The sequence below is a fragment of the Scandinavium manionii genome (assembly GCF_024764775.1).
Classification (GTDB): Bacteria; Pseudomonadota; Gammaproteobacteria; order Enterobacterales; family Enterobacteriaceae; genus Scandinavium; species Scandinavium manionii.
In genome coordinates, this window is sequence record NZ_JALIGC010000033.1 from 16,189 (window position 1) to 28,239 (window position 12,051).

At 54.9% G+C, this 12,051-nt stretch carries 9 protein-coding genes, 2 tRNA genes and 1 other RNA gene; 6 read left to right on the plus strand and 6 right to left on the minus strand.

Going from position 1 to position 12,051, the window contains the following annotated elements:
- The first annotated feature begins 86 nt into the window (after window positions 1–86).
- From MUU51_RS04005 to MUU51_RS04025, 5 genes are all read left to right on the plus strand, one after another.
- Window positions 87–545 (plus strand): YchJ family protein, encoded by a 459-nt coding sequence (locus MUU51_RS04005; RefSeq protein WP_258967159.1) that lies wholly within the window; start codon window positions 87–89, stop codon window positions 543–545.
- A gap of 47 nt (window positions 546–592) precedes the next feature.
- Window positions 593–1,435 carry a formyltetrahydrofolate deformylase gene (gene purU / locus MUU51_RS04010; RefSeq protein ID WP_159755830.1) on the plus strand — a complete coding sequence of 281 codons (843 nt, stop codon included), beginning with the start codon at window positions 593–595 and terminating at the stop codon, window positions 1,433–1,435.
- 152 nt (window positions 1,436–1,587) lie between these two features.
- Window positions 1,588–1,672: transfer RNA gene (locus tag MUU51_RS04015), tRNA-Tyr, on the plus strand.
- A gap of 37 nt (window positions 1,673–1,709) precedes the next feature.
- Window positions 1,710–1,794 (plus strand) — tRNA-Tyr (locus tag MUU51_RS04020).
- 44 nt (window positions 1,795–1,838) lie between these two features.
- Window positions 1,839–1,970, plus strand: a non-coding RNA gene (locus tag MUU51_RS04025) — RtT sRNA.
- A 108-nt stretch (window positions 1,971–2,078) separates the two neighbouring features.
- On the opposite strand, the gene MUU51_RS04030 is transcribed toward MUU51_RS04025, so the two are convergent.
- On the minus strand, window positions 2,079–2,522 hold the full coding sequence (locus MUU51_RS04030) for an Lrp/AsnC family transcriptional regulator (RefSeq protein WP_159768747.1): 444 nt from the start codon (window positions 2,520–2,522) through the stop codon (window positions 2,079–2,081).
- Window positions 2,523–2,630: 108 nt separating this feature from the next.
- Between MUU51_RS04030 and MUU51_RS04035 the strand changes: the two genes are divergently transcribed.
- Window positions 2,631–3,530, plus strand: a complete 900-nt coding sequence (locus MUU51_RS04035) for a DMT family transporter (protein ID WP_258967160.1) — start codon at window positions 2,631–2,633, stop codon at window positions 3,528–3,530.
- Here MUU51_RS04035 and narI read toward each other — a convergent pair whose 3' ends face one another.
- The 5 genes from narI to MUU51_RS04060 form a co-directional block, all read right to left on the minus strand.
- Complete coding sequence (gene narI / locus MUU51_RS04040; RefSeq protein ID WP_159767587.1) at window positions 3,531–4,208, minus strand: respiratory nitrate reductase subunit gamma; 678 nt, start codon at window positions 4,206–4,208, stop codon at window positions 3,531–3,533. It lies immediately after the preceding gene.
- Complete coding sequence (gene narJ, locus MUU51_RS04045) at window positions 4,208–4,918, minus strand: nitrate reductase molybdenum cofactor assembly chaperone (RefSeq protein WP_159767584.1); 711 nt, start codon at window positions 4,916–4,918, stop codon at window positions 4,208–4,210. Before narJ ends, narI begins: the two co-directional genes overlap by 1 nt.
- Window positions 4,915–6,450, minus strand: a complete 1,536-nt coding sequence (gene narH / locus MUU51_RS04050) for a nitrate reductase subunit beta (protein WP_159767581.1) — start codon at window positions 6,448–6,450, stop codon at window positions 4,915–4,917. The genes narJ and narH overlap by 4 nt, the downstream gene beginning before the upstream one ends.
- Window positions 6,447–10,190: a nitrate reductase subunit alpha gene (locus tag MUU51_RS04055; protein ID WP_159767578.1), complete on the minus strand. Its 3,744-nt coding sequence runs from the start codon at window positions 10,188–10,190 to the stop codon at window positions 6,447–6,449. The genes narH and MUU51_RS04055 overlap by 4 nt, the downstream gene beginning before the upstream one ends.
- Window positions 10,191–10,580: 390 nt before the next feature.
- Window positions 10,581–11,972, minus strand: coding sequence for a NarK family nitrate/nitrite MFS transporter (locus MUU51_RS04060; RefSeq protein ID WP_159767575.1), 1,392 nt, complete (start codon window positions 11,970–11,972; stop codon window positions 10,581–10,583).
- Window positions 11,973–12,051 lie beyond the last annotated feature (79 nt).

A 12,051-nucleotide genomic window follows, 5' to 3' on the forward strand; every position in this document is an offset into this window, starting at 1 on the left:
ACGTAGCAACATTGCCACTGCTCGGTTAACATATTTGCCGCCGGCGCATCTGCGCTTTTCTTTATTGACTCAACGGGAAGGCATTTATGCATTCACTTTGCCCCTGCGGCAGCGCTCTGGAGTATAGCCTATGTTGCCAGCGATATCTGTCAGGCAGCGAGCTTGCGCTAACGCCGTCACAGCTTATGCGTTCGCGCTATAGCGCCTTTGTGATGAAGGACGCAGATTATCTGGTGAAAACCTGGCATCCGTCCTGTGAACCAGACGCATTCCGTACTGACCTCGAAAAGAGTTTCGCTGGAACGGAATGGCTCGGCCTGACACTTTTTGCCGCCGATAACGGGAAACACGCCGACGAAAGCTTTGTCAGCTTTGTTGCCCGCTTTCGTGAAGATAGCAAGACGAGTGCCCTGATTGAGCGTTCAAGATTCTTAAAAGAAAATGGACAATGGTATTATATTGATGGTACACGTCCGTTAATCGGCCGCAACGATCCATGCCCATGCGGATCGGGTAAAAAATTTAAAAAGTGCTGCGGCCAATAAGACCGCCACACAGAAACAGCAAACACCTCAACAGGATTTCCCCCGCAATGCACTCATTACAACGAAAAGTGTTGCGTACAATCTGCCCCGACCAAAAAGGGCTGATCGCACGTATTACTAATATTTGCTACAAGCACGAACTGAACATCGTGCAGAACAATGAATTTGTCGATCATCGCACCGGGCGTTTCTTCATGCGCACCGAGCTGGAAGGCATCTTCAACGACGCCACGTTGCTGGCCGATCTCGATGGCGCATTGCCGGAAGGTTCGATTCGCGAACTGACTCCAGCGGGCCGTCGTCGCGTTGTGATTCTGGTCACCAAAGAAGCACACTGTCTGGGCGACTTGTTAATGAAAGCCAATTATGGCGGCCTGGATGTCGACATCGCTGCTGTTATTGGCAACCACGACACATTGCGAACGCTTGTTGAGAAATTCGATATCCCGTTTGAGCTGGTTAGCCACGAAGGCCATACCCGCGAAGAGCATGACGCCCTGATGGCGGATGCCATCGACAAGCACGCGCCGGATTACGTGGTTTTGGCGAAATACATGCGCGTCCTGACTCCGGCCTTCGTGTCACGCTTCCCGAATAAAATCATCAATATTCACCATTCGTTCCTGCCCGCGTTTATCGGCGCACGTCCCTATCAGCAGGCTTACGATCGCGGCGTGAAAATCATCGGCGCCACCGCGCACTACGTGAACGACAATCTGGATGAAGGCCCGATCATCATGCAGGACGTGATTCACGTCGATCACACCTACACCGCAGAAGACATGATGCGCGCGGGTCGAGACGTTGAGAAAAACGTTCTCAGCCGCGCGTTGTATCAGGTTCTCGCCCAGCGCGTGTTTGTGTATGGTAATCGGACAATTATTCTGTAAGGTGGGCGACCGTTGCAGGGCTTTTAAACGTTATGGGTAAAAAGCACGCAAACGGTTCATTTTCCTGAAAGGAAGTCTTTACAGCGGCGCGTCATTTGATATGATGCGCCCCGCTTCCCAAAAGGGAGCAGGCTAGTAAAAGCATTACCCCTGGCGGGGTTCCCGAGCGGCCAAAGGGAGCAGACTGTAAATCTGTCGTCATCGACTTCGAAGGTTCGAATCCTTCCCCCGCCACCACAAATTCCGGTCAGTACCAGCATCACATCATACCCCTGGCGGGGTTCCCGAGCGGCCAAAGGGAGCAGACTGTAAATCTGTCGTCATCGACTTCGAAGGTTCGAATCCTTCCCCCGCCACCATCACCTCATTTTGCACCACCATCCCAAATACCTTAGATGCCGCATTGTTTTCCGTATGGGGAAGGATAAGAAGCTTCGACCAAGGTTCGATTCGAGCGAAGCGAGAAAGCGTTGCCGCAGGCAACGACCCGAAGGGCGAGACGCGTTGGCGTCGAGTCATCCTTCCCCCGCCACCATCACCTCATTTTGCACCGCCATCCCAAATACCTTAGATGCCACATTGTTTTCCATATGGGGAAGGATGAGAAGCTGCACGCCCCTCATTTTCGCCAGTTTTTGATCACTCAAATCACAGGCAAACGCCGTTTCACGGGTGAACTTTTCACGATCGATGTATTGCACTGCGCAAATTCGGCCAACCCATCGAGCAGCGTATCCAACTGAGTAATATCCTTCACGACTAATCGCATCACAAAACAGTCTTCCCCGGTCACCTTGTCGCATTCAATACATTCCGGCATCGCCTGAATATATTTATCGACTTTTTGTAGTAACCCCGGCAGCGGTCTGACACGCACCAGCGCTTGCAGGGTATAACCGAGCGCGGACAGATTCACTCTGGCGCCATAGCCCTGAATCACTCCACGCTCCTCCAGACGTTTTAAGCGTTCGGCTGTACTGGGCGACGTCAGCCCCACTCGCGCACTCAATACCTTTAATGAAAGCCGCGCATCCTCTGCCAGCGCCGCTACAATCGCCCGATCGATATCATCAATAAGGACATCCATCATATTCACCTTATTTAAAAAAGAAAAAACCACCTTTCACCTTATAAAAAGTATGTAACACATTCAGCCTCTCCCCCACAATATGGTCATCTGATTGTGGAGGTGTGTATGCGTGATCGTAATATTGGCGTCTGGCACATGAGCCTGGCGATGTTGATTTCCGGCTCTATCGGCGCGTTTGTCCTGCTCTCGGGTTTACCCGTTATCGACGTCGTTTTCTGGCGGTGTGTCATTGGTGCTCTCACATTAGGCGCATTTATTCTTCTGAGTCGACAACCGTTCAGCCGCCTGACGCGTGCAACGTGGCTGCTGGCGGTGGCTGGCGGTATCGCACTGGTCATCAACTGGCTGCTTCTATTTGCGGCCTACGACAAGATTTCGATTGGGATGTCGACGGTGGTCTACAACACTCAGCCGTTTATGCTGGTGTTAATGGGAATGCTGACCGGCGAGCGGGTATCGCGGGTGAAATGGGCCTGGCTGCTGCTGGCGTTTAGCGGCGTCGTGGTGTTGTTATCAAGCGAACTCAGCGGCGGGCATCACACCGATTTATTGAGCGGAATTACGCTGGCATTAAGTGCAGCCTTTTTCTATGCTCTGACGGCCATCATCGCCCGGAAATTACGCCCGCTCCCTCCGCAGCATATCGCCTTTATCCAGGTGTTAACCGGGGTGGTGATGCTGCTCCCGCTGGCGCATTTCACCTCAATATCTGCCACTTTCCCGTGGGGAATATTACTCACGCTCGGCATTGTTCACACCGGGGTAATGTACCAGCTGCTCTACAGTGCGATTCAGAAATTGCCAACGCCCATTATCGGCTCACTCTCATTTATTTATCCGCTGGTGGCGATTGTGGTCGATAGTCTGGCGTTTGGTCATACGCTAAGCGCGATACAGTGGCTCGGCGGGATACTGATACTGTTTTCGGCGGCGGGGAATAATCTGGGCTGGGGCACAAAAGAAAAAGCCCCGCATCAGCAGGGCCTTGAACAGAAAGCGCGGTAGTTAGCGACGCGCGCGAACAATCTGGTATTTGCGTGTCAGGTATTCCACCGGCACGCTCCAGATATGTACCAGACGCGAGAACGGGAACAGCAGGAACAGCGTCATACCGAGCACCAGGTGCACACGGAAAATAAACGCGACACCGTCCAGGTATGCAGAGGCACCACCGTGGAAGGTCACCACCGACTGCGCCCAGCCAACCAGCTTCATCATTTCGCTGCCGTCCATATGCTGCGCAGAGAACGGAATGGTCAGCAGGCCCAGCGCGCACTGGATAACCAGCACTGACAGCACCAGAATGTCGGCGCCGGTAGTGGTCGCACGCACACGTGGGTTAAACAGACGGCGTTTGAGCAGCAAAATACCGCCGACCAGGCACATCAGTCCGGCAGCACCGCCGCCGAACATCGCCATTTTCTGTTTCACATCCAGCGGCAGGAACGATTCATACATCCAGTGCGGCGTCAGCATCCCGAGGGCATGACCGGCAATTACGCCGAGGATCCCGAGGTGAAACAGGTTCGACGCCAGGTTCATGCCTTTCTTGTCCAGCATCTGGCTGGAGCCCGCTTGCCAGGTGTATTGTCCATAGTCGTAACGCAGCCAGCTGCCAACCAGGAATACCGCTCCGGCGATGTACGGGTAGATGTCAAAGAAGAACATATTCAGGAATTGCATTAGCGCTCCCCTCCAGTGGAAATATTCAGATACTGCGGCGCAACGGCACCGGCAAAACGACGCTGATGGGCGGCGATATCCGACTCAGCGCATCCCGGGTCAGCAAAGAATTTAACCTGCTCTTCTTCCCAGACCGCATCCAGCGCCTGCGGAGTATCATCGCGGGCTTCGTCCGCAATTTTTTCCGCCATTTTCTCGCTATCCACATCGGTGCTCGCCAGCTTCAGCAGCACGTCGAACAGCACCGCATACTGACTTTCACGCTGTTGCAGACGCGCACTTAGCAGCGCCAGAATCGGCGCGATATCCTGCAAACCGCCCTGCGCTTCTTCACGCGGCAGTTGCGCCAGATATTCCAGATACAGCGGCAGATGATCTGGCAGCTCGCGACTGTCGAGTTCTAAACCGTGCTCCGCATACTGCGCCATCAGGTCGACCATCGCCTGGCCACGATCACGCGATTCACCGTGAACGTGTTCGAACAGCAGCAGCGACGTAGCGCGACCACGGTCGAACAGTTCGCTGTAGGCCGACTGCACGTCGAGCACGTCTTTCTGCGTCTGGTCACGCACGAACACGCATAGCGACTGGGCGTCTTCTTTGCTCAGTACGTCAGACTCCGCCAGCGCGTCGTAAACTTCCTGCTGATGCTGCCACAGGGCAGCATCCGGGTATTCCAGAAGACGGGAGACAATCACCAGTTCTTTCATGATTTGCGCTCCGTTTTGCTGGTCACATCAATCGCGTCGATACGACGGCTATTGAACAGGTTGAACGAGCTGTCGGAACCGCTGCAACCGTCGCCGAAGCTAAAGCCACAGCCGCTTTTTTCCGGGAATGCGTCTCGAGCCAGCTCACGGTGGCTGCCTGGCACTACGAAGCGGTCTTCGTAGTTAGCGATCGCCAGATAGCGGTACATTTCCTGTGCCTGGGCTTCGGTCAGACCGACTTCGTCCAGCGCGCTGGTATCGTTCACGCCATCGACGGTTTCGGCACGTTTGTAGTGACGCATCGCCAGCATACGTTTCAGCGCACGCAGAACCGGCGCGGTGTCGCCCGCAGTCAGCATATTCGCCAGATACTGCACGGGAATACGCAGGCTATCGACGTCCGGCAGAATGCCGTTGCTGCCAATCTCACCGGCATCCGCCGCAGACTGAATCGGCGACAGCGGCGGCACGTACCAGACCATCGGCAGCGTGCGGTATTCCGGATGCAGCGGCAGGGCCAGCTTCCAGTCCATCGCCATTTTATACACCGGCGACTGCTGCGCGGCGTCGATCACGCTCTGCGGAATGCCGTCTTTCAGCGCCTGCTCGATAACCTTCGGATCGTTCGGATCGAGGAATACATCCAGCTGACGCTGGTACAAGTCTTTCTCGCTCTCGGTGCTCGCCGCCTGCTCGATGGCGTCCGCGTCATACAGCAGCACGCCGAGATAGCGAATACGGCCGACGCAGGTTTCGGAACACACAGTCGGCTGACCAGCTTCGATACGCGGGTAGCAGAAAATGCACTTCTCGGATTTGCCGCTCTTCCAGTTGAAGTAGATTTTTTTGTACGGACAACCGGTGATGCACATACGCCAACCGCGGCACTTATCCTGATCGATAAGCACAATGCCGTCTTCATCGCGTTTGTAAATCGCGCCGCTCGGACAGGTCGCCACACAGGCCGGGTTCAGGCAGTGTTCGCACAAACGCGGCATGTACATCATGAAGGTGTTTTCGAACTGGCCGTACATTTCCTTCTGGATGTTTTCGAAGTTTTTGTCACGGGACAGCTTAGAGAACTCGCCGCCCAAATCGTCTTCCCAGTTCGGGCCGGCGGTGATTTTGTCCATACGCTGGCCGGTAATCAGCGAGCGCGGACGCGCAATCGGCTGATGCTTACTTTCACCGGCTTTGTGCAGGGTCTGGTAGTCAAAATCAAACGGCTCGTAGTAATCGTCGATCCCCGGAAGATGGGGGTTGGCGAAGATTTTACCCAGCAGCAGCGCTTTATTACCCATGCGCGGCACCAGTTTGCCGTTGATTTTACGGATCCAGCCGCCCTTCCATTTCTCCTGGTTTTCCCAGTCGTTAGGGAAGCCGACGCCCGGCTTGGTTTCCACGTTATTGAACCACGCGTACTCCACGCCTTCGCGACTGGTCCAGACGTTTTTACAGGTGACTGAGCAGGTGTGGCAGCCGATGCATTTGTCGAGATTCAGCACCATGCCGACTTGTGAACGAATTTTCATTTTACGCTCTCCTGTACCTGGTCGTTACCTTCGCCATCTAACCAGTCAATGTTCTTCATCTTACGGACGACCACGAACTCATCACGGTTCGAGCCGACGGTGCCGTAGTAGTTAAAGCCGTACGCCAGCTGCGCATAACCGCCAATCATATGGGTCGGTTTCGGGCTGATACGGGTCACCGAGTTGTGGATCCCGCCACGCTGACCGGTAATTTCCGATCCAGGCAGGTTCACGATACGTTCCTGGGCGTGATACATCATGGTCATCCCGGCCGGAACGCGCTGGCTCACCACCGCTCGCGCGGTCAGGGAACCGTTGCTGTTGAATACTTCAATCCAGTCGTTATCTTCGATGCCCAGATCTTTGGCGTCAGATTCACTCATCCAGACAATCGGGCCACCGCGTGACAGGGTCAGCATCAGCAGGTTGTCGCTGTAAGTTGAGTGAATGCCCCATTTCTGGTGCGGCGTCAGGAAGTTCAGCGCCTTCTCAGGGTTGCCATTGGACTTCTGGCCCATTACCGCTTTCACCGAACGGGTATCAATCGGCGGACGGTACACCAGCAGGCTTTCACCGAAATCACGCATCCACTGGTGATCCTGATACAGCTGCTGACGGCCTGACAGCGTACGCCACGGGATCAGCTCGTGAACGTTGGTGTAACCGGCGTTATAAGAGACGTGTTCATCTTCAAGGCCAGACCAGGTCGGGCTGGAGATGATTTTGCGCGGCTGGGCCTGAATATCGCGGAAGCGAATTTTTTCGTCTTCTTTATTCAGCGCCAGATGCGTGTGGTCACGACCGGTGATTTCACTCAATGCGGCCCAGGCTTTCACCGCCACTTGCCCATTGGTTTCCGGTGCCAGCGTCAGGATCATTTCTGCGGCATCAATCGCCGTGCTGATCATCGGCTGGCCTTTCGCCGGGCCGTCGGCCTTGGTGTAGTTCAGCTTACGCAGCAGCTCGACTTCGCTGTCGGTGTTCCAGGCAATGCCTTTCCCGCCGTTGCCGATTTTCTCCAGCAGCGGTCCGACTGAGGTAAAGCGTTCCCAGGTGGCCGGGTAGTCACGTTCTACGGTCATGATGTGCGGCGCGGTTTTGCCCGGAATCAGGTCACATTCGCCTTTCTTCCAGTCCTTCACGTCCATCGCCTGTGCCATTTCGGCCGGGGAATCGTGCTGGATTGGCAGCGTCACCACATCAGTTTCTTTACCCAGATGGCCGACGCAGACTTCGGAGAATTTCTTAGCGATGTCTTTGTAGATATCCCAGTCGCTTTTCGATTCCCACGCCGGATCGACAGCCGCAGACAGCGGGTGAATAAACGGATGCATATCCGAGGTATTCATGTCGTCTTTTTCATACCAGGTGGCGGTCGGCAGCACGATGTCAGAGAACAGACAGGTGCTCGACAGGCGGAAGTCCAGCGTGACGACCAGATCCAGTTTGCCGTCGAGGCCGTTATCCACCCATTCCACTTCTTCAGGCTTCACGCCACCCTGTACGCCCAGGTCTTTACCCTGAATGCCGTGCTCGGTACCCAGCAGGTACTTCAGCATGTATTCGTGGCCTTTACCGGACGAGCCCAGCAGGTTTGAACGCCAGATAAACATGTTACGTGGGTGGTTTTTGCCGTTATCCGGACGCTCAGATGCAAAGTGCATCGAGCCGTCTTTCAGGGATTTAACGGTGTAGTCCACCGCGGACATGCCTGCTTTCTCGGCGTCAGCCGCAATGTGCAGCGGGTTAGTGCCCAGCTGCGGCGCGGAAGGCAGCCAGCCCATGCGTTCTGCACGCACGTTGAAGTCAACCAGATGGCCGGTGTAGCGGGATTTATCCGCCATCGGCGACAGCAGTTCCTGCGCGGTCAGGGTTTCATAACGCCACTGGCTGGAGTGGTTGTAGAAATAAGAGGTGCTGTTCATGTGACGCGGCGGACGGTTCCAGTCCAGCGCGAACGCCAGCGGCGTCCAGCCGGTTTGCGGACGCAGTTTTTCCTGGCCCACATAGTGTGCCCAACCGCCGCCGCTCTGGCCTACGCAGCCACAGAAAATCAGCATGTTGATAATCCCGCGATAGTTCATATCGAGGTGATACCAGTGGTTCAGGCCCGCGCCGACGATGATCATCGAACGACCGTGGGTCTTATCCGCGTTGTCCGCGAATTCACGCGCGGTACGGATGATCTGCGCACGGGACACGCCGGTGATTTTTTCAGCCCATGCCGGGGTATACGCTTTGATGTCGTCGTAGCTGCTGGCACAGTTTTCGTCGTTCAGACCGCGTTCCAGGCCGTAGTTGGCCATGGTCAGGTCGTAAACGGTGGTCACCAGTTGAGTGGAACCGTCTGCCATCTGCAGGCGTTTCACCGGCAGTTTGTGCAGCAGAATGTTTTCCAGTTCTACGTTGGTGAAATGTTCGGTACCATCGCCGCCGAAATACGGGAAACCGACTTCAGCGATATCGTCGTGGCTACCGAGCATGCTCAGGCGCAGCTGAACTTCTTCGCCGCTTTTACCGTCGCGCTGTTCGAGGTTCCATTTGCCTTTATCGCCCCAGCGGAAACCGATCGAGCCGTTAGGTACGGTCATTTCGCCGTTATCGTCAAAGGCAACGGTTTTCCATTCTGGATTCTGTTCCTGGCCCAGACCGTCAACGAGGTCTGACGCACGCAGCATACGGCCTGCAGCGTAGTAGCCGTCACGTTCTTCCAGCGCCACCAGCATCGGCATATCGGTATAACGACGTACGTAGTCGGTGAAGTACTGGCTCGGTTTATCGAGGTGGAATTCGCGCAGCATGACGTGGCCCATCGCCAGTGCCATTGCAGCATCGGTACCCTGTTTCGGGGCCAGCCACAGATCGCACAGCTTGGCGATTTCAGCGTAGTCAGGGGTAACCGCGACGGTTTTGGTGCCTTTGTAACGCACTTCGGTAAAGAAGTGAGCGTCCGGGGTACGCGTCTGCGGCACGTTAGAGCCCCAGGCGATGATGTATGAAGAGTTATACCAATCGGCCGACTCAGGCACGTCGGTTTGCTCACCCCAGGTCTGCGGAGACGCCGGAGGCAAGTCGCAATACCAGTCGTAGAAGCTCAGGCAGGTACCGCCAAGCAAAGACAGGTAACGCGCGCCCGCTGCGTAGGAAACCATCGACATCGCCGGGATTGGCGAGAAGCCCGCCACACGGTCAGGACCGTAGGTTTTGATGGTGTAGACGTTCGACGCCGCGATCAGCTCGTTCACTTCCTGCCATGAAGAACGCACGAAGCCGCCGCGACCACGGGCCTGTTTGAAACTTTTGGCTTTGTCTGAGTCTTCGATGATAGAAGCCCAGGCATTCACCGGATCCGGATGCTGAACTTTCGCTTCACGCCACATTTTCATCAGGCGTTTGCGCATCAGTGGATATTTCAAACGGTTTGCGCTGTAGAGATACCAGGAGTAACTGGCGCCACGTGGGCAGCCGCGCGGCTCATGGTTTGGCATATCCGGACGGGTACGCGGGTAGTCGGTCTGCTGGGTTTCCCAGGTGACCAGACCGTTTTTCACGTAAATCTTCCAGCTACATGAACCCGTGCAGTTTACGCCGTGGGTAGAACGCACCACTTTGTCATGCTGCCACCGCTGGCGGTATCCATCTTCCCAGTCCCGGTTAGTTTCCATAAGCTGACCATGCCCATCGGCAAACGTTTCGCCCTTCTGCTTGAAGTAGCGAAACCGGTCCAGAAATTTGCTCATCGGGTTTCTCCTGTATGGAGCCTGTCGGCTCTCTGATAAATCGACATTGCAACAATTGCGGCGAAAGTAACCTTATGAAAGGAGATGGGAATTGATGACGATCAAGGCGGGATTTGTTAACAATCGGGCGCAAAAAGCCAAATACCACCAAAGGATTAGTTATTTTTATTTTTTAACTCATTGTTTTGTATGTCTTTATTGAGAAATGTTCGGCTTCTTCTGAGACTGAAGACCATCGCGAGGTATTAAGGGGTAGACGCCTGCTCCCGCGCCTTTTACGCGCCAAAAAGCACAGGCCGATAACACAGAAAAATGAGTGAGTATGTTGTAACTAAATGAGGATAAAAAAATGGCGCGATTTCTCGCGCCATGATAATCAAAAAGTAACGCTTATTTTTTTGTTTTACGTCCGTATACCACCCAGGTGATCAGCACACAGGCGATGTAGAACACGAGGAATACTTTCATAGCACCCGCCGGAGAACCGGTCATCTCCAGCGAAATACCGAAGGATTTCGGGATGAAGAAGCCGCCAATCGCGCCGATTGCAGAGATGAAGCCCAACGCCGCCGCCGTATCGGTTGCAGCTTCACGCAGAGCATGTTCTTCGCTTCCACCTTCGGCCTTCACTTTATCCATGGTCAGCTTACGGAAGATAACGGAGATCATCTGGAAGGTGGATGCACTTCCCAGACCGGCTGTCAGGAACAGGCCCATGAATACCGCGAAGAAGGCAATGAAATTACCGCCCTGGCCGTTAGTTGGCAGGGTCAGGAACAGCAGTGCGGAGAAAACGGCCATCGCGATGAAGTTAATCAGCGTGACGCGTGTGCCGCCCAGGCGGTCAGAAATTCCGCCGCCCAGTGAGCGTGCCAGCGCACCGATAAACGGACCGAAGAACGCGAAGTGCAGGATCTGCACGTCCGGGAACTGGGTTTTCGACAGCATTGCAAAACCGGCAGAGAAGCCGATGAACGAGCCGAAGGTTGCCAGATACAGCACCGCCATGATCCACAGGTGACCACGCTTCAGGACCGGCAACTGCTCTTTCAGAGAGGCTTTCGACGCCGCCAGGTCGTTCATGAAGAACCAGGCTGCGAGGGTGAAGATAATCAGGAACGGAACCCAAATCCACGCCGCGTTCTCAAGGAACAGCGAAGAACCGTCTGGCTGAGCCACACCGTCGCCGCCAAACATGGCGAATACGGAGACGGAGATAACCAGCGGTGCAACCAGCTGCATTACGCTCACACCCATGTTACCCAGACCGCCGTTCAGACCCAACGCCCCGCCCTGTTTCACTTTCGGGAAGAAGAAGCTGATGTTTGCCATACTTGAAGCAAAGTTTGCCCCGGCAAAACCGCACAGCAGCGCGATAATCATAAAGACGCTAAACGGCGTAGAGGTGTCTTGCACCGCAAATCCCAGCCATACGCACGGAATAATCATGATCCCGGTACTGAATGCAGTCCAGCGACGACCGCCGAAAACCGGCACCATAAATGCGTAAGGTACGCGAAGCAGTGCGCCGGACAACGCAGGCAGCGCGGTCAGCATGAACAGCTGATCGGTGGTGAAGTTAAAACCGACTTTATTGAGGTTTACAGCTACGGCGCTGAACAACATCCAGACGCAAAACGCGAGCAGCAGGCAGGGAACGGAAATCCACAGGTTGCGACTGGCAACACGGTGGCCACGAGACTGCCAGAAAGCCGGGTCTTCAGGGCGCCAGTCAGTGATGACCGCGCCTTTATCCTTTTCCGATGCGGAAGTGTGACTCATATAAACCTCAAATGATGGAGTTAGTTGCCGCCACATTAGGGTTTACCAGCCAGGGTAAGTTGATATAAATCAAAGGAAA

What these genes read in the sequence shown, in the direction of transcription:
- MUU51_RS04005 (WP_258967159.1), top strand. Translation starts at nt 87, where the DNA reads ATGCATTCACTTTGCCCCTGCGGCAGCGCTCTGGAGTATAGCCTATGT.
- purU (WP_159755830.1), top strand. Translation starts at nt 593, where the DNA reads ATGCACTCATTACAACGAAAAGTGTTGCGTACAATCTGCCCCGACCAA.
- MUU51_RS04030 (WP_159768747.1), bottom strand. Translation starts at nt 2,522, where the DNA reads ATGGATGTCCTTATTGATGATATCGATCGGGCGATTGTAGCGGCGCTG.
- MUU51_RS04035 (WP_258967160.1), top strand. Translation starts at nt 2,631, where the DNA reads ATGCGTGATCGTAATATTGGCGTCTGGCACATGAGCCTGGCGATGTTG.
- narI (WP_159767587.1), bottom strand. Translation starts at nt 4,208, where the DNA reads ATGCAATTCCTGAATATGTTCTTCTTTGACATCTACCCGTACATCGCC.
- narJ (WP_159767584.1), bottom strand. Translation starts at nt 4,918, where the DNA reads ATGAAAGAACTGGTGATTGTCTCCCGTCTTCTGGAATACCCGGATGCT.
- narH (WP_159767581.1), bottom strand. Translation starts at nt 6,450, where the DNA reads ATGAAAATTCGTTCACAAGTCGGCATGGTGCTGAATCTCGACAAATGC.
- MUU51_RS04055 (WP_159767578.1), bottom strand. Translation starts at nt 10,190, where the DNA reads ATGAGCAAATTTCTGGACCGGTTTCGCTACTTCAAGCAGAAGGGCGAA.
- MUU51_RS04060 (WP_159767575.1), bottom strand. Translation starts at nt 11,972, where the DNA reads ATGAGTCACACTTCCGCATCGGAAAAGGATAAAGGCGCGGTCATCACT.